Origin of the sequence: Streptococcus sp. HMSC064D12 (assembly GCF_001837205.1) — a bacterium.
Classification (GTDB): domain Bacteria; phylum Bacillota; class Bacilli; order Lactobacillales; family Streptococcaceae; genus Streptococcus; species Streptococcus salivarius_D.
This window is the reverse complement of the sequence record NZ_KV831725.1, coordinates 40001-57970: the sequence shown is the minus strand read 5'-3', so window position 1 is coordinate 57970 and position 17970 is coordinate 40001. Positions and strand designations below refer to the sequence as shown.

General features: G+C 37.7%; 12 protein-coding genes and 1 riboswitch. Of the genes, 8 read left to right on the top strand and 4 right to left on the bottom strand.

Translation table 11 applies throughout. The features are described 5' to 3' along the window. The first annotated feature begins 321 nt into the window (after positions 1-321). The 7 genes from manA to msrB all read left to right on the top strand — a co-directional run bounded on the left by manA (position 322) and on the right by msrB (position 10888). Positions 322-1263, top strand: coding sequence for a mannose-6-phosphate isomerase, class I (gene manA / locus HMPREF2697_RS02130; protein ID WP_013990384.1), 942 nt, complete (start codon positions 322-324; stop codon positions 1261-1263). 212 nt (positions 1264-1475) lie between these two features. Next, the gene (gene brnQ, locus HMPREF2697_RS02125) at positions 1476-2804 is read left to right on the top strand and encodes a branched-chain amino acid transport system II carrier protein (protein WP_070849451.1); all 1329 of its coding nucleotides are present in this window, start codon (positions 1476-1478) and stop codon (positions 2802-2804) included. A gap of 159 nt (positions 2805-2963) precedes the next feature. Further along, positions 2964-5438, top strand: coding sequence for a dynamin family protein (locus HMPREF2697_RS02120; RefSeq protein WP_070849449.1), 2475 nt, complete (start codon positions 2964-2966; stop codon positions 5436-5438). A 19-nt stretch (positions 5439-5457) separates the two neighbouring features. Further along, the gene (locus HMPREF2697_RS02115; protein WP_070849447.1) at positions 5458-8832 is read left to right on the top strand and encodes an ATP-binding protein; all 3375 of its coding nucleotides are present in this window, start codon (positions 5458-5460) and stop codon (positions 8830-8832) included. Beyond that, positions 8829-9398, top strand: a complete 570-nt coding sequence (locus HMPREF2697_RS02110) for an HNH/ENDO VII family nuclease (protein ID WP_257375232.1) — start codon at positions 8829-8831, stop codon at positions 9396-9398. Before HMPREF2697_RS02115 ends, HMPREF2697_RS02110 begins: the two co-directional genes overlap by 4 nt. After that, positions 9398-9802 carry an SMI1/KNR4 family protein gene (locus HMPREF2697_RS02105; RefSeq protein ID WP_070849443.1) on the top strand — a complete coding sequence of 135 codons (405 nt, stop codon included), beginning with the start codon at positions 9398-9400 and terminating at the stop codon, positions 9800-9802. Before HMPREF2697_RS02110 ends, HMPREF2697_RS02105 begins: the two co-directional genes overlap by 1 nt. 135 nt (positions 9803-9937) lie before the next feature. Next, complete coding sequence (msrB, locus tag HMPREF2697_RS02100; protein WP_070849441.1) at positions 9938-10888, top strand: peptide-methionine (R)-S-oxide reductase MsrB; 951 nt, start codon at positions 9938-9940, stop codon at positions 10886-10888. An 881-nt stretch (positions 10889-11769) separates the two neighbouring features. On the opposite strand, the gene HMPREF2697_RS02090 is transcribed toward msrB, so the two are convergent. Together HMPREF2697_RS02090 and HMPREF2697_RS02085 are read right to left on the bottom strand one after the other, a co-directional pair. After that, positions 11770-13119 (bottom strand): MATE family efflux transporter, encoded by a 1350-nt coding sequence (locus HMPREF2697_RS02090; RefSeq protein ID WP_070849439.1) that lies wholly within the window; start codon positions 13117-13119, stop codon positions 11770-11772. A gap of 63 nt (positions 13120-13182) precedes the next feature. Then, positions 13183-14016: a helix-turn-helix domain-containing protein gene (locus HMPREF2697_RS02085; protein ID WP_070849437.1), complete on the bottom strand. Its 834-nt coding sequence runs from the start codon at positions 14014-14016 to the stop codon at positions 13183-13185. A 129-nt stretch (positions 14017-14145) separates the two neighbouring features. On the opposite strand from HMPREF2697_RS02085, the gene HMPREF2697_RS02080 reads away from it, so the two are divergent. Then, complete coding sequence (locus tag HMPREF2697_RS02080) at positions 14146-15714, top strand: ATP-binding cassette domain-containing protein (RefSeq protein ID WP_083319671.1); 1569 nt, start codon at positions 14146-14148, stop codon at positions 15712-15714. A gap of 128 nt (positions 15715-15842) precedes the next feature. On the opposite strand, the gene HMPREF2697_RS02075 is transcribed toward HMPREF2697_RS02080, so the two are convergent. Next, positions 15843-17105: a nucleobase:cation symporter-2 family protein gene (locus HMPREF2697_RS02075; RefSeq protein ID WP_070849435.1), complete on the bottom strand. Its 1263-nt coding sequence runs from the start codon at positions 17103-17105 to the stop codon at positions 15843-15845. Beyond that, positions 17105-17686: a xanthine phosphoribosyltransferase gene (locus tag HMPREF2697_RS02070; RefSeq protein WP_070849433.1), complete on the bottom strand. Its 582-nt coding sequence runs from the start codon at positions 17684-17686 to the stop codon at positions 17105-17107. Before HMPREF2697_RS02070 ends, HMPREF2697_RS02075 begins: the two co-directional genes overlap by 1 nt. Before the next feature lie 147 nt (positions 17687-17833). Continuing rightward, positions 17834-17929: riboswitch (purine riboswitch) on the bottom strand. Positions 17930-17970 lie beyond the last annotated feature (41 nt).

Sequence of the window (17970 nt, the reverse complement as noted above, 5' to 3'; positions counted from 1 at the left end):
ATTCAATCAATCTATCCGAAAAATGAAGGAATGAGTAGGATTCTTAAAGGAAATTTGCTATTGAAATGACTTGCAGCCATTAAGCCAATATCTTATGATTTCTTTAAGGACTCTGTTGATATTTTCACAAATTATGCTTATAATTGAGGTAATTACTCGTCAAAGTCTGTTTGTGATTTGCTGATGATGGAGCTTACTGGCTATAGGTGATTTTTGGAACATCCGCTTTAAAGTGGAACTGATTCATTTATCATGATGTGAGTAATCATCTATGTTAAGACATAGATTTTGAGTCTATTCATTCTTATATAAGGAGTTTTTATGTCTGAACCATTATTTTTACAATCTGTTATGCAGGAGAAGATTTGGGGTGGCACGCATTTGCGTGATGTCTTTGGCTACGACATTCCAAGCGACCATGTAGGAGAGTACTGGGCTATTTCCGCACACCCAAATGGTGTTTCTACTATTAAAAATGGTCGCTATGCCGGTCAAACTTTAGATGTTCTTTATGCAGAGCATCGTGAATTGTTTGGAAATCGTCAGGAACCTGTTTTTCCACTTTTAACTAAGATTTTGGATGCCAATGATTGGCTTTCAGTTCAGGTCCATCCAGATGATGCTTATGGACTTGAACATGAAGGTGAACTTGGTAAAACAGAGTGTTGGTATATCATTGCTGCTGAACCAGGTGCTGAAATTATTTATGGCCACAATGCCAAATCAAAAGAAGAACTGCGTCAGCAAATTGAAAGTAAGGATTGGGAAAATCTTTTGACTAAGGTTCCAGTTAAAGCAGGTGATTTCTTCTATGTGCCAAGTGGTACCATGCATGCTATTGGTGCAGGTATCTTAGTTCTTGAAACCCAACAGTCAAGTGACACAACCTACCGTGTGTATGACTTTGACCGTAAGGATGACCAGGGCAACCTGCGTGAGCTCCATCTGGAAAAATCTATCGATGTCCTAAATATTGGTGAACCTGCCAACAGTCGCCCAGTCACAACAAAAGTAGATGACCTCAAATCAACGCTTTTAGTAGCAAGTGATTTCTTCGCCGTTTATAAATGGGAGATTTCAGGTAAGGCTTATTTTGAAAAGACTGCAGATTACAGTTTGTTTAGTGTACTTGACGGTCAAGGAAGTCTCCTTGTTGATGGTCAAGAATATCCAATTGCAAAAGGAAGCCACTTCATTCTACCAAGCGATGTTCAAGCTTGGGAAATTCAGGGAGAGCTTGAATTGATTGTTAGTCATCCTTAATTAAACTATCAAACTAGACGAGATAAGAATCTTGTCTAGTTTTTTCGTACAATGATACAGAAAATTTGCAATTTTAAAAACCTTTCCTAATAAGTCTGAATAGCTTGAAGTTCCAAACTAATCATGTCATACTAAGTAAGTTGACTAAAATAGTAATAAACAAGTTATCTTTTTTGAGATGATATCTTGTTTGTCTTAGATCGGAGAAACTTATGTTAAAAAAAGGAGGCCTTACAGCTTTATTGTTGTTTGGTATGTTCTTTGGAGCCGGAAATCTGACCTTTCCGCCTCAGCTAGGCTTTGAATCTGGAGGTCATTTTTGGCCTGCGATTGCAGGGTTTGTCCTATCAGGTATTGGTATTGCCATCCTAACGCTGGTGATTGGGACCCTAAATCCTAAGGGGTACATTCATGAGATTTCACAAAAAATCTCGCCTAAGTTTGCCCTAGTCTATTTGGCAGTCCTTTATCTGTCTATTGGTCCTTTCTTTGCCATTCCTAGAACGGCAGCAGCAGCCTTTTCGATTGGCTTCTCGCCTTTGATTGGCAGTGGACATACCAGCCTTTGGCTCTTTGTCTTTACCGTAATCTACTTTGCTTTAGCACTTTGGATTGCCATGAACCCATCTAAAATTCTAGATAGTATTGGACGTATCTTAACACCTGTCTTTGCTATTATGATTGTTATGGTTATTGTGGCAGGAGCACTTAAATACGGTGCTCACAGTCCTCAGGTAGCTAGCCAAGCTTATCAAGCTTCTGCATTTGGTAAGGGATTCTTGGAAGGCTACAACACCTTGGATGCCTTAGCTTCTGTGGCCTTCAGTGTAGTGGCAGTAGTCACTCTCAACCAACTAGGCTTTAAATCTAAGAAAGAGTATATCTCTACCATTTGGGTCGTTGGTTTTGTAGTGACGCTTCTCTTTGGTGCTTTGTATTTGGGACTAGCCTTTTTGGGCAATCATTTCCCACTCCAAGTGGCAGGCCTACCAAAAGATGCCAATATTGGTGCTAGCGTCTTGTCACAAGCCACACAAGCTATCTTTGGACCAGCTGCTCAGATTTTCCTAGCTATCATGGTGACAGTGACTTGTTTAACAACAACTGCAGGACTTATCGTTGCGACAGGAGAATTCTTCCACAAGGCATTTCCGAAAGTATCCTACAAGGCTTACGCCATTCTCTTTACCTTGATTGGGTTTGCGATTGCCAACTTGGGACTTAACAATATCATTGCTTTCTCAGTGCCAGTGCTTTTGATTCTCTACCCAATCACGATTACGATTGTCATGATTGTGATTGCCAACAAGTTCGTGGCCTTGTCTAAACCTGGTATGCAGGTTACAGTTGCGGTAGTAACGCTGATTGCCTTGCTTAGCGTGCTTGGCAGCCAGTTCAAGCTTGCAGGACTGAATGCCCTCATTAACTTCCTACCATTGTCAGGAGCTTCCTTACCATGGTTGATACCAGCCATCTTGTGCATCCTCTTGTCTCTCATCTTACCAGATAAGATTAAGAGCGAAAGCTTTGAAATGGAATAAAAATAAAATCCTATCACAATGTGATGGGATTTTTTGTGTGGGGTGAAAAATGAGTTAAACATTAGATAAATAAAAATAGTTAGATTTTATAGAAAGCGCATACAGAAAACCGTTTGCTGTGATATAATACACTTGTATTATTAAATAATCGGAGTAATTATGAATAAAATTAAAGTTGTAAGTAATCCTTACGAGAAGACAGTAACTTTTTGTCGCTACGACTTATCTAGTGAAAGTTGGATAACAATAAATAGTGAAAATAACTCAAATAGTAAGTTGGTTTCAGCCGTTTTTCAACGTGGCTTTTTTCCTTTTAAGGTATATGATATTTTAAAAGAAATTGAAAATGAGTATTCTGTTCCAGATGAAAAACTTGAATTAATTTTTGAGGGGCCAAATGATGAAAAGCAACAGTTAGAAGAAGCATTAAAAGATGAGCGCTTTTCAAATATTATTTTATCATCATCTACAAGCTATTTAGAGAACGCACGCGATGTTCTGCCAGAAATTAATCGTATTTTTAAAAATCTTGAGCCACTGATTATAAAGAATATTGGGGAGAGCAACAAGGAGATTGAAACACAGTTAAAACGCTTTTCGGATGCCTCCGGAGATACAGTTCCTATCTGTGTATTAGGAACCTATAGTGCAGGGAAGTCAACTTTTATCAATGCCTTGATTGGGCAGGAATTACTCCCAAGCGCTGAGACTCCTGTGACCGCTAAAATCTATAAAGTTACGGCTAGTTCTTATGAAGATCGTGCCAAAATCTCTTTTGTATATAAAGATGAAAGAGTCGTTCTCACTTTCCATGATAATCAAGTATTTTATGATGGATTGAATGTCACTGATTCATTTGGTAAGAAAGTCGATGGTATCTTGAATACTTCTTTTGATTCAATCATTTCAAAGCTACATGCAGTATTAGAAGTTATCAATGATTCTGCTGACCAAGGTGTTGGAGATTTAATCGAAGTACTTGTCCCATTTTCGAAAGGTATTTTAGGAGATGTAGGTTCAAAAATTACAATATTCGACACCCCGGGTTCTAATTCATCAACCAATAGTCAACATTCAGAAGTACTTGCTAATGCCATGGCTGGTATGTCAAATGGATTACCAGTTTTTGTAACTGACAGTAGTTCCTTGGATAGCACAGATAACAGTAAATTAAAAGAAAAGCTTATTTCAGTAGAAGGCTTAGATGAACGGTTCACCATGATTGTGGTTAATAAGGCCGAGGCAGCGGATCTAAGCTCGACTAATCTTAAAAGTGATTCTTTTAGAGATAGAATCATGAAACAAGCCATTCCAAGTAAATTATATGCCCAAGGCATTTATTACGTGTCTTCAATTTTAGGACTTGGAGCGAAATTAAAAGGTCATCTTGAGGGTGAATTTTACTCTGAGCAATTTGATACTTATAGAGAAAAATATTCAAATCCTGAAACGAAATACTATAAGAAATTGTATGAGTTCGATATCCTTCCAAGACAAATGTCTAGTACAGTTCGAGAAACTGCTGAAAAAAGCTCAGACCTCATCTATGCAAACAGTGGTTTGTTGACTATTGAAGATACCATAAAAACTTTTGTTGACCGCTATTCACACTATAATAAGTGCCAGCAGGCAAAAGCTTTATTAGATAAACTTTTGTTAAAAACTAATGCTGTAATTACTGAGAAAAATGCAGATTTACATAGCAGAGAGGCTGAATTGGAGGCTAATCTTGATGACCAAAAACTCGTCATTGTTGAAAGTTTGAAATCCACTTCGTTGTCAATGGGAAATGATCTTTTGATTCAGTATCCAAAAGAAATGAAGATTTTCCAAGAAGATCTCATGAAACAAATTAATAAAGATGATGTTCTAAACCGTTTCAATGACATACAGACTGAGATACTCTCATTAAATCCAACTTTAAATTTAACTGAGCATCAACAAATAGATATTAGTAATCTAAAAATAGGAAATATCAGTAACGAGGTTAGTAACTATTTCGGTGTTACACGTGAGAACAAGACAAAGAAAATCAATTTAGAGAATCTAGCTTCTGCACAAACAGTTGACTATTTTAGAAATAAATTTGTAGAAGAACTTTATTTTTCAAGGATAGACTTTGAACGTATTTCTAGCAGTTTTTGGTCTAATCATGCTTCTGAGATAAAATCTCATTTTGAGCGTATTATTTCAGGTGATTTGGGACTTGAACCAGAAAAACGTCAAAAGCTTTCTCAATTGATTTTATCTTATGAAGAGATAGATTTTACTCAATTAAATCTTGAAAAGTTTAGTAAAGAAGAACTTAGTTATGTATTTAGATTGGGAGACTTTACTTTGAAATCAAGTAAAGTTAACGCATCTGGCCTTAAGAAGACCTATAATGATTTATTTAAATCAAAGATGACAGAATTTGCAGGAAGTATTTGTTCGGAACACGAGAAAGCTTTTAAAATTTGGCTAGTAAATCTTACAAGTATAATTGTTCAAAATATAATTGAATTTAGTCCAGAATTAAGTGCTTTGAATACGAAAATTCAGAGAACAAGAAATGAAGTTGCAAGCTTAGAGGAGCAGCAGCAACAAATTGAAAATTATACTAACCAGATTAAACAAATGATTACTTGGAAATAGCTTTTTGTAGGTGAATCGTATGGGAATAAAAAATATTATTAATAAGGCAGGAGCTAAGGCTGCAGACAAGGTTGCGAAACTTTCAGCTTTGAGCCCTGAGCAACTCAAACAAGTTGAGGAGCAAAGAGAAAAGTATCTGGCTGATCAACCTAATATTAGCGATGAGGAGTTAACGAATCGTTTATTAGCTTCATGTGGAGTAGAAATTTTCAATTCGTATTTGGAACAAATAAAAGAACTTTATGTTCCTATAGAAAATAAGGTAGAATTTGGTACAGACTTTCAGGAATCATATAATATCAGGTATTTCAATATCACAAAATGGGTCATTGACAAAAAAGAAAATAGTTTAGAAAAACTGGTTAATGTTTATGAAGTACTTTCTAACGAGGACTGTAATATTGCTCTCGTCTTCAATCGAACTGAAACCAATACAGAAGTTTATCTGGCTGTAGTAAATACCAAGAATGATTCTGATAATGTCAATGTCGAAAATTATCGTAAGAGATTGTTAGAAGCCATTAAAGGTAACTTTCCTGGATCTACAGTCCAGAATGAAAAGGGAATCGGTAGGATTCCTTGTCTAGCAAACTCTAAGCCTTATTCAGTGGCAACGGTGTCTAATTTACCAACTGCCAAATCTGAAAAATTTATCAGTCAAACCATCGAAAAATTGATTGATGGCGTCATTCCGTCACAACCATCCGAAAACTATACCTTAATCCTTTTAGCAAGTCCTATTCAAGATATAGAGAACAGAAAGTTACGTTTATCTGAGCTATTTTCAGCCTTAGCGCCTTATGAAAAATGGCAAACCAACTATACTTTCACAGCTTCAGATGCAACGACTTCCATGGCTACTTTTGGAGTCAATGTTGGAGCCAGTGCTGGTATCCAACATGGTAAGAATCAATCAGTTAACCAATCTGCTGGGGATACCCAAACCAGCGGTGAATCTCAAACAGATTCGTCTGGACAGACTGAGGGTACAAATACTTCCCATACAGATGGTACAAATAAAGGATCCAGTCATAATGTAAGTGTTCCGGTTGTTGGAGGATATGGTTATACTTGGAATAAAGGAACAAGTACTGCAGACTCTATTGGTCAATCGACTGCAAAAACTGTTAGCCGTGCGCTTGCTAAAACTGCTAGTCGTGCCTTATCTCAAACGGTTGGACAAACCTTGGGCTCTTCAAGTGGTATTAACTTAGGTTCTAATATCGGTGCTAATTTTGCGCGTGCCTCAAATGTGACTGCTACTGTTGGTAAAAACGAGGGTATTACCCAGTCCTTTACCAATCATAATATTTCTCACGCTCTTAAGGTCCTTGAAGAACAGATGAAACGTTTCGAAAAAGGAACAGCTATGGGCATGTGGGAGTTTGCTGCCTATGTACTAAGTGAAGACCAGAATATTGCGAATAATGTTGCTCATACATACTTAGCCTTGACCCAAGGAGAAGAGTCATTTATGAGTCAGTCTTCAGTTAATTTATGGAGAGGAGATTTGGGTGAGAGCAGTGGTGATACAGAAGAAATAGTTGCTTACCTAAGAGAATTACGCCATCCCTTATTTGGACTGAATCCTAATCTGTTATTAGCTGATTCAACCTTTAATGTCTATCCATCTATTGTGACTCCAACAGTACCTCTTACTGGTCAAGAATTGGCCTTTTCATTGAACTTCCCTAGAAAATCTATTCCAGGACTACCGATTTTAGAGTGTGCAGAGTTCGGACGAAATATTGCTAAATTTGATGAAGAAGATGTTACTGATAAGACGATTCATTTAGGTGATATTTTCCATATGTATCATAAGGAAGATGTACCAGTCAATTTGAGCCAAAACTCTTTAGCTTCACATGTTTTTGTGACAGGGAGTACGGGATCTGGTAAGAGTAATACGATTTATCAACTCCTTAATGAAGGTAGAAAGAATGGCTTGAAATTCCTAGTTGTTGAACCTGCAAAAGGAGAATATAAGCATGTCTTTGGTAATCACGACGATGTTTCAGTTTATGGAACGAATCCTCAGTTAACACCTTTGTTGAGGTTGAATCCTTTTAGTTTCCCTAAAGAAATTCATATCTTAGAGCATCTAGATAGGCTAGTCGAAATTTTCAATGTGTGCTGGCCGATGTATGCGGCTATGCCAGCGGTTTTAAAAAAAGCTGTAGAACAATCTTATCAGGATTGTGGATGGAATCTCCTTGAATCAACCAACCCTTATGGTAGACTGTATCCAAATTTCAATGATATAGCAGACAATATTAAGAAGATAATTGATTCCAGTGAATATGATGATGAGAATAAAGGAGCTTACAAAGGAGCTTTACTAACTCGAATCGAATCTCTTACAAACGGTATTAATGGACTTATCTTCTCAAATGAGGAACTCACCAATGAGCATCTATTTGATACGAATGTCATTGTTGATCTTAGTAGAGTCGGTTCCACTGAGACAAAATCTTTGCTAATGGGGATTTTGGTTTTGAAATTGCAAGAGTATCGCATGACTAGTGGAGATATGAATGCCGAATTAAAACACATCACTGTGCTTGAAGAAGCTCATAACCTTCTAAAACGCACATCAACAGAACAAATGGCTGAATCAGCTAATCTTTTAGGTAAGAGTGTGGAGATGTTGGCAAATGCTATTGCTGAAATGCGCACCTATGGAGAAGGATTTATTATTGCTGATCAAGCACCAGGTCTAATGGATTTGTCAGTTATCCGAAATACTAATACTAAGATTATCATGCGATTACCTGATTTTTCAGATCGTGAGCTAGTAGGTAAGTCAGCTAATCTAAACGATGACCAAATCATAGAACTAGCCAAATTACCAAAGGGTGTTGCAGCAGTCTATCAAAATGAATGGATTCAGCCAGTTTTATGTAAGGTTGAAAAAGTTGAGCATGATAAGATTGACTATCAATATGATGGAAATAGTTATTTTGATACCTTAAGACCGAGCATTAATTTAAAGTTGAGTGCATTATTGACAGGAAATAATTCCTTTGATGAGATTACAAAGGAAGAATTAAAGTTTGATATTTTAAATTCTTCTTTAAGTGGAAAATATGTTCGTCAAATTTTAGATTATTGTAATGAGACTGTTTATGAGGTGAAAATGACTCAAATTGCTCCAATTATAGCCCAATTATATCCGGTAACAATGAAGGCAATTCGTAATTTTGGAATGAAATCACAAGATTATAAAATATTAACTAATGAGGTGATTCGAGAACTCCATAAAGAAGTTGATGGTCCATTGACAAATCAATTGCAATTAAATATTATTCAGGCATTGATGACTCAGTATTATTTCAACGAGTTGAACAATAGTTCAGAACTTGAAAAATGGCAAATCAAAGGAGGGCTATTTTGAGTATTGAAAAAGCTAAAAGAATAGATACAGGTGTTTTAAATAAAGAAGCGCAAAATACCACATTTAATCCAGATCTGAAATTAGGTACGAGTGAGCTCGATAATTATTCTCAAATAGAAGGAAGTCAGATTACAAAGACTGAATTAACAGATAATGAGCGATTAAAAATCTTTGAAGAATCAGGTTGGTCAAAAGAATTAATTAGTAGTTTCAGATGGAAAGAAGAAGTTGAGGTATATAAGGATCAGAAATTAAAAGAAAAACAAGTTGATGGTAGACAGGTTTTACAGCGAGGTGATATCGACCCTAACTTCAAGGATGAACAAGGAATAACCAATAAAGAACGAATGGAAAATGGTAAAGCACCTATTGTTGATGGCAAGCCTGTTGAACTTCATCACATTGGTCAAAAGCAGGATTCTCCATTTGCAGAGTTAACGAGTTCAGTACATAAAGAAAACTATAGAAATCTACATGATGTTCCTCCTCAACCATCTCAGATTGATAGAAAATCATTTGCAAAAGAAAAAGCAGACTATTGGAAGAAAAGAGCGGAGGATTTCTAATGTCAAACTTTATCAATAGAATTAAATCAATTAAGCATTTAGAATTTTCGAAAGGTGCAACTAAAGAAGAAGTTAGAGATGCAGAAAAGACATTACAACTAAAATTTTCTAAGGATTATAGTGATTATTTGAATGTGTTTGGATGTATCAGCTTTTTTGGAACTGAATGGACGGGGTTAAATGGAGCAGATTATCTAAATGTTGTTGATGTAACAGCTGAAGCTAGAGAAATTTATAGTGATTTTCCAATAAACATGTTTATTATAGAAAATCTAGGATTTGATGGGTATTTAATACTTTCAAATACTAAAGGAGATATTTTTGAATGGCAGTATGGAAATTGCACTAAAATTCATTCTAGTTTAGAAGATTATCTAAGTGAGTGTTTAGAAAGGATAGACTAGTTAATAATTTATAGAATCTCACTATTTGGGTAGTGGGATTTTTTCTCCCTCAAGTCACTATAAGTGCGAAATCTTCTCAAAAGCGTTACACTTAAGGCGTGGAGATGAAAGTATCTATTGAAGGGAGCGTTAAAAATGTCAAATCTAAATAATCATATGATTTATCTTGCTGGTGGCTGTTTCTGGGGTGTTGAGGAGTATTTTTCTCGCGTGCCTGGTGTGCTTGATGCGGTTTCGGGTTATGCCAATGGCCGTAGTGAGACAACTCGCTATGAGCTTATCGGTCAGACGGGCCACGCTGAAACCGTTCAGGTGACCTATGATGCTAGCAAGGTGTCCTTGCGAGAAATTCTGCTACATTTCTTCCGTATCATCAATCCTCTGAGTAAAAACAAACAGGGCAATGATGTGGGAACTCAGTACCGTACGGGTGTCTACTACACGGATGCAAATGATTTATCGACTATCGAGCAAGTTTTCCAAGAAATGACTGAGCAATACGGTCAGCCTTTGGCGGTTGAATTGTTGCCACTTCAGCACTTTATTCCCGCTGAGGATTATCATCAAGATTATCTCAAGAAAAATCCTAATGGCTACTGTCATATCAATGTCAATCAGGCAGCTAGTCCTGTTATTGATGCTAGTGCTTATCACAAGCCGAATCGAGAGGAGCTTAAGGAAAGTTTGAGTCCAGAAGCCTACGCTGTGACTCAGGAGAATGGAACAGAACGGGCCTTTACGAGTCCGCTTTGGAATCAGTTTGAGCCTGGGATTTATGTTGATGTGGCGACTGGTGAGCCACTCTTTTCGTCCAAGGACAAGTTTGATTCAGCCTGTGGTTGGCCAAGTTTCTCTCGCCCTATAAGCCCCGAGGTAGCCAACTACAAGGAAGACCATTCGCACCATATGGATCGCATCGAAGTTCGTAGTCGTGTGGGCGATTCCCATCTAGGTCATGTCTTCCCAGATGGGCCAAGTGATCAGGGTGGCTTACGCTACTGTATCAATGGGGTAGCGACACGATTTGTTCCTAAAGCTGACATGGCAAAAGAGGGCTATGCTTACTTGCTTGATCAAGTGGACTGATTAGGTATTCTAAAGAATGATATTACTTACTAAAAAGAGGTTGGTTCCCCTTGGTTCTAACCTCTTTTTTAATGACAGAAGAAGATGTAAATAAGATGAAAGCCTTTTAAACCTAACATGATATGTAACCTAACCATTCAGGATAAAAAAGTGACCTTTCATTACATTTTTTAACAATTTGGGCAAAATTGTTTTACGTTTCAAATAAAAAAATAGTAGACTATAATAGTGAGAAATCTGACAAGTGTCAATATGTCCTTCTCCTTAGCTTTTGCTGGTTTTGGCGTCTGTAAACATTATTGTACTTTGTGTAATAATGAGTCTTCCCAACCTCCCAATATGATTTTATATGTCTTAACTTACCTAAACAAGACTAGCAAGAGAATACTAAGATATTTCCTTAAGAAGTAATGACAGCACTTGTTAGATTTTATGATAACATTCAGATAGTCCTAAGGACTATTTTATTGTGCGTAACCTTTGTGACGGAGATTATTATGGAATGGATGAATAAACTAATCATATTAATAGCCATTTGTGTCTTGTGGTTCTGGTCTTTTCTTTTACTTCCTAAAACAGGGGAGAAAGTAGTTTATTTTTATCATTTCCTAGCTCTCTGTGGTTTAGTCATGATTTATGGTGCCCTAGTTGATCCAGCTGGTCTCTGTGATACTTTTTTCAATATTAAACATCTATGTTTTCATTAATACATCCAGTTTGGTAATAGGTCAGGAAAATCTGAATATAATTAATCACTCATCAAAAGAAGCTTTCTGTGTATTGATAACAGTCTATCTGTTTTCAATATGCAGGAGGTTTTTTTCTGTATTATCGAGATTTAAGAATTGAAAAAGCAGTCTGACAAGACTGCTTCAGGGATATCACTGTTGTGATTCGTAACGTTTGACGATTCTATTTAAGCGCCATTGGTAACAGAGTCCACTGACGATAAGGCTGGCAATCAGGCCAATCCAGTAACTATAGGGACCGAGTCCAGTGACTTTTTCAAGTAGGAAGCCTACTGGGAAGGTGATGCCCCAGTAGGTTAGGACACCGAGATAAAAAGGCACCTTGGTATCTTTATAACCACGGAGGATTCCTTGAAGCGGAGCCGCAAAGACATCTGCCACTTGGAAGAAAAGGCTATAGGTCATGAAAATGGCTGTCATTCTCAAAAAGTCAGGCTCATGCCCATAGAGTTCTGCCAAATCATAGCGCAAGAAGTAGAGGAAAATCAAGGTAAAGATAGAAAATCCTAGGGCTGTCAATCGTCCCAGCTTGCTGTAGCTCTTGACCGCATCCATGCGTCTAGCCCCAAATTCGTAGGAAATAATGATAGCCATGGCACTGGAAATGCTGAGAGGGAAGGCGTACATGAGATTTGAGAAATTCATGGCCGCCTGGTGACTGGCAATCACTAGGGACGGATATTTAGACATAACCAAACCAACACCTGAGAAGATAGCGACCTCTGCAAAGACAGTTCCACCAATAGGAAGACCCAGTTTAAGTGCCTCAAGTAGAGCTGTTTTATCAAGGGGTTGAACCTTTTCAATGTGGTAGGGCTTAACCTTTTTATGCTTTCTGATAACCGCAATGGAAATGAGGAGAAGGGCCCAATAAGCCATTGAAGTTCCCAAACCTGCCCCTGCTCCCCCTAACTGTGGTAGACCAGCAATGCCATAGATAAGGAGGAAATTGAAGAAACCATTGAGAGGTAGGACCAAAAGCATGAGATACATGGAGAGGCGCGTGAGGCCAAGGGCATCAAGGAAGGAGCGAACCACGCTAAAGAGTAGAAGGGGAATAATCCCAAGACTTAGAAAGCGTAGATAACCAAGGGCAACCTTTCTGACCAAAGGCTCCAAACCTAAATGATTCAAAACCAATGGTGCTCCTAGAAAAACGAGGGCAAAGAGGATAAGTGATAGGCCCAAAGCCATATAAAGAAATTGATAGAAATCAGGTGCCACTCGGTCCTTGCGACCTGCCCCTAGATGGTGTCCGATAATAGGAACTAGGGCAGAGACGATACCTGTTAAAAAGGTGAAAAAAGGACTCCATAAACTCGTTGCCATGGCTACCCCCGCCAAGTGTAGGGCATCGTATTGGCCAGTCATGGTAGTGTCCACAAATGCTGCCGAGAAGTTGGCAAACTGATAAATAAGTATGGGCACAAAAATCTTGAAGAAAACAAGAAATCGCTCACGGAGAGAATGTGTTTCGTGCATTCTGTTTTCCTTTCTAAATTTTTCAAATTATATAATTATTGTACAACTGTTATCCAATAAAGTCTATAATAGACGGAAAGTTTGGTCCCATTCTCTCAAATTATCGTCATCACCAATAAAAGCCAAGTATTGGAGAATTTCTTTATGTAAAGTCTTTCCCATATTATTATCGATAAATTTATAAAGGTATGCGGCTTCTAGCTCTTTAAGATAGAGTTTTTGTAACATGAAATAATCTGGGAATTGAATAGTTTTTAGTTCGTTTAGATAGTAATCACTATCTTCTTGATTTCCGTAAAGAATGATTTGGAAAATACAACGACTGATAACATCTAAAGTGATTCGATCTAAATTATTTCTAGGATTTTTACCGAGAATTGATAGAAGTTCTTTAATGTAGATTTTTAGCGCATCTTCTGTGAAGATATCCTTTACCATATCCAGTAAATCAATATCAAGAAGTGTCCAAATATCAATCGAAAAGAAGTAGTTTTGAAGTTCTGTAGCAATATCTTGCTTAACTAGCTGGTTTTGAAGTTTTGAAACCTGACAGGTAATACAAAGACTAATCAGATAATCGCTATAATTAGTTTCTCCTAAAATGCGAAACCTTTCTGCGACTTGCTTCAGTGCTTCAAAATCTAGATTATTTGAGGCTTGATTGTATTGATTAGCAAGTTTTATGTAGGTTTCGTCCACAAGATATTCTTGTCCGAAAAACTCATTATATTCGACTTTTAGGTGTTTTAAAAGTTTGAAAAGAATATCATTTGAGAGTGATGTTTTGTTATTTTCAAAGTCCGAAATACTCGCTACAGATCCGGCCACTTGAGCGAGTCTCTGGATAGTATATTTTCTCTGTTTTCGAATCTGCTTAAATTTTTGACCTAGTTCCATATAAAATTTCCTTATCGGATTTCCGAAATTTCAATAGTTTAGTAGCATTAATAAACTAAAATAATAGTATCAAATGGAAGGAGGTAAAAGCAATGATTATTGAAAAAATAAATCAGTTGCTGTGTCACAATGATGGTTAAATTTATTAAGCTACTTCCTAAAAAGGGCATTGTACTTTATATCATTTTTGCACTTCTTTATTCCTGTCAAGGAATTGTTATTCCTGTAATTATCCAGATGGCAGGTCATTTAGATAGCGGTAATAGTCGGGATTTAATAGTTTTTACTTTTTCGGGTATTTCTCTTTGGGTGGCTGTGTACGCTTTTATGTATATAGAGAATATTCTGCTTCGTTCTATTATTAGGGCGTTTAATGTAAGACTATCAGGGAATATTTTGAAGAATTATGCTGTCTTTCCTAAAAAGAACTCTGATTCTGAGCTTTGCTCACTCTTGACACAAGATCTTGGAATCGTAGACCAGGAGTTCCTTCAATCATTTCTTATTTCACCAGTGTGGGGTGCCTCTGTCCTAGTATCTGTTATTTATCTGCTCAAACAAAATCTTATTGTGGGTAGTCTTTTTACTGTAGGTGCTTTTCTGATGATTTTGCCTCAGTTTATATTTAAGCGAAAATTAAAAGAATCGGGAGAATTACTAAGTAGCTCAAAAGAGAAGCATTTAAGAGCTATCACAGACTTTGGTAAGGGGATTGAAACGATTATTTGCAACCAGGCAGAAAAAGAAAATGTAAGGCAAACTCTCGTAACCCTTGGTGAGATGGAGAAGACACAATTTAAATATTATACACTTCAGAATTTAGTTATGTTTTGGACAGGACCTCTGAAAGCTATCGGCTTGATTGGACCGTTTGTGATTGGTCTTGTAATGAAACAAAATTCAATCACTACACTTATTGCTATGATGTCTGCATCAACATATCTTATTAACCCCTTACAACAAATTCTGGAGGCTATTGCAAGTATTCAATCAAGTCAAGTGATAAAAGATAAATTATTGACATTTGGAAGTGAGACAGAAATTCCCTCAAAAGGGTATCACATACATACTTTAGAAGAAATTCAGTTAAAAAACGTCACTAAATCTTATGATAATCAAGAGATTTTTCGAGATGTTACGGTTACTTTTTCATTGTCTCAGCATAATCTTATAGTTGGTGATAGTGGTATTGGGAAAACAACACTTTTTAGGTTAATATCAGGGCAAGATAAGGCATATAGTGGGGAAATCATTTTTAAAAGCATTGATGGAAGGGAGCTGACTCCAAATTTAGATAATATTGCAATTATTCATCAAAATCCCTATGTCTTTCATACAAGTGTGCGACATAATCTAACTCTTTATCAAGATTATTCTGAATTAGTACTCATTTCAACACTAAAAAAGGTTGGACTATGGGAGGCTTGTTGTCACCAATTAGACTATGAATTAACTGGAGATAACTTTTCAGGTGGTCAAATCATAAAACTGGAGATTGCACGTGCTATTTTGAGAGGCAAGCAGGTTTTACTTGCGGATGAGATGATGGCTTCTTTAGATGCAGCAAGTTCTAGAGAAATAAGAAATGTCTTGAAACAGTTGCCTAATAGTCTTATTGAAATTGCCCATCATTACAATCTGGAAGATTACGATGCTGTCTATAGAATTGAAAATAAGTCAATCGTAAGAATTAAATAGTACGAGCTACTTTCAGTAAAAGTTAGACAGAGTAGTTGCTTAGTCTTTTCTTTCGATTTACAAACTTGAAGATTTTAATTTCAAAGAAAAACACCTAAGTCAAGCGACTCAGGTGTTCTTGTATTTTTTTATTTTTTCTTATGGTTCAAAATGGCATTGAGGACGATGGCAAGCAAGCTTGCGACCACGATACCGTTTGAGAAGAACATTTGGAAAGCATTTGGTAGGCTGTTGAAGAGGTTGCTGCCGTTAAGACCAACCCCTGCAGCGATTGATACCGCAGCAATCAAGAAGTTGTGTTCGTTGTTGGCGAAATCAACACGCGCCAAGATTTGCATCCCTTGGATAGAAACAAAACCGAACATGACAAGCATAGCGCCACCAAGGACTGGGCTTGGGATGATTTGTGCCAAGGCACCAAACTTAGGAAGGAGTCCAAGAAGAACAAGAAAACCAGCTGCATAGTAGATTGGCAAGCGAGTCTTAATACCTGACAACTTCACAAGACCAACGTTTTGTGAAAAACCAGTGTATGGGAAGGTGTTAAAGAGTCCACCAAGGAGAACAGCCAAACCTTCAGCGCGGTATCCGTTACGAAGTCGAGTGCTATCGAGTGGTTCTTTGGTGATATCAGAGAGGGCCAAGTAAACCCCAGTTGATTCAACCATAGACACAGTAGCGATAATACACATCATAATGATTGATGACAACTCAAACTTAGGTACCCCGAAGTAGAATGGCGTTGGCACGTGGACAATAGGTGCCGCAGCTACTGGTGAGAAATCAACCAAGCCCATGCTTGCTGCGATAGCAGTACCGACAACCAAACCAATCAAGATTGAGATAGATTTGATAAATCCTTTAGTGAAAATATTAACTACAAGGATGATAAGAACGGTGATAGCGGCAAGGAAGAGGCTTTGACCAGTTGGTTTATCAACATTGTTTCCCATATTTCCGATAGCGACAGGGATGAGGGTCAAACCAATAGTTGTGATGACTGATCCCGTAACGATAGAAGGGAAGAGATTGGCCACTTTTGAAAAGACGCCAGAAACGAGGATAACATAAATCCCTGAAACGATAAGGGCACCAAACATAGCACCGCTACCGTGCTTCTCACCAATCATAATCAGTGGTGCCACTGACTGGAAGGCAACCCCAAGAACAACTGGAAGACCGATACCGAAGTATTTATTAAGTTGAAGTTGGAGGAAGGTTGCTACACCACACATGAAAATGTCGGTTGAAATCAAGTAGGTTAATTCATGAGCTGAATATCCCAAAGCACCAGCAATCATGATTGGAACCAAGATTGATCCCGAGTACATGGCAAGTAGGTGTTGCAGTCCTAGGACCGCTGCCTGCGAGTGTTTCTCTTTATTTTGCATTAGATGTCTGCCTCCTTAAATACGACCTGACCATTTTCAAAACGATCCAAACGAGCAAGTGAAACGACTGGGTAGCCAGCTTCTTCCAGAAGGGCACGACCATCTTGAAAAGATTTCTCAATAACGATACCAACCGCTTCGACGTGTGCACCAGCTTCTTCGATGATTTGAATCAAGCCTTTGGCAGCTTGGCCGTTAGCTAGGAAGTCATCAACGATGAGGACCTTATCTTCAGGAGTGAGGAACTTGCTTGCGATAGAGACAGTACTAGTCACCTGCTTAGTGAAGGAGTAGACCTCAGCAGTGAGAATCCCTTCATTCATGGTGATATTTTTAGCCTTCTTCGCAAAAATCATAGGGACATCCAAGGCTTCAGCAGTATAGAGGGCTGGAGCAATACCAGATGCCTCGATAGTCACCACCTTGGTGATGCCTGCATCCTTGAACTTTTCAGCAAAGACCTTTCCAATCTCACGCATGAGGTCAAAGTCCACTTGGTGAGTGAGGAAAGAGTCAACTTTGAGGATGTTCTCCCCAAGGACATTCCCATCTTTGAGAATGCGGTCTTCCAGTAATTTCATATTACCTCCTATAAAAAATATAACTAAAGTGTATTTTGATTTTCCCAGATTCTATTAAGACTCTGACAAAGATCAAAACCATCGAATAACAGAAAAAGGCTTGCAAAGCAAGCCTTTAAAATCATAAAAAGACGGTAAAATCTTTTTATGACTTTCTGACTTACTCATTGTTAGGTGTTACGGCACCTTGTAGAAACGTCACGCCGATTCGTGACATAAATAAGTAATGTTCTCATTGTTCGATGAAGCTGTCGTTGGTTGATGATAAACCAACATCAACTCTA

Bases quoted from the DNA above. Each gene is read 5' to 3' on its own strand.
- HMPREF2697_RS02120 (WP_070849449.1), top strand. From the start codon at position 2,964: ATGAATAAAATTAAAGTTGTAAGTAATCCTTACGAGAAGACAGTAACT.
- HMPREF2697_RS02085 (WP_070849437.1), bottom strand. From the start codon at position 14,016: ATGGAACTAGGTCAAAAATTTAAGCAGATTCGAAAACAGAGAAAATAT.
- HMPREF2697_RS02105 (WP_070849443.1), top strand. From the start codon at position 9,398: ATGTCAAACTTTATCAATAGAATTAAATCAATTAAGCATTTAGAATTT.
- HMPREF2697_RS02080 (WP_083319671.1), top strand. From the start codon at position 14,146: ATGATGGTTAAATTTATTAAGCTACTTCCTAAAAAGGGCATTGTACTT.
- msrB (WP_070849441.1), top strand. From the start codon at position 9,938: ATGTCAAATCTAAATAATCATATGATTTATCTTGCTGGTGGCTGTTTC.
- manA (WP_013990384.1), top strand. From the start codon at position 322: ATGTCTGAACCATTATTTTTACAATCTGTTATGCAGGAGAAGATTTGG.
- HMPREF2697_RS02090 (WP_070849439.1), bottom strand. From the start codon at position 13,119: ATGCACGAAACACATTCTCTCCGTGAGCGATTTCTTGTTTTCTTCAAG.
- HMPREF2697_RS02115 (WP_070849447.1), top strand. From the start codon at position 5,458: ATGGGAATAAAAAATATTATTAATAAGGCAGGAGCTAAGGCTGCAGAC.
- HMPREF2697_RS02075 (WP_070849435.1), bottom strand. From the start codon at position 17,105: ATGCAAAATAAAGAGAAACACTCGCAGGCAGCGGTCCTAGGACTGCAA.
- brnQ (WP_070849451.1), top strand. From the start codon at position 1,476: ATGTTAAAAAAAGGAGGCCTTACAGCTTTATTGTTGTTTGGTATGTTC.
- HMPREF2697_RS02070 (WP_070849433.1), bottom strand. From the start codon at position 17,686: ATGAAATTACTGGAAGACCGCATTCTCAAAGATGGGAATGTCCTTGGG.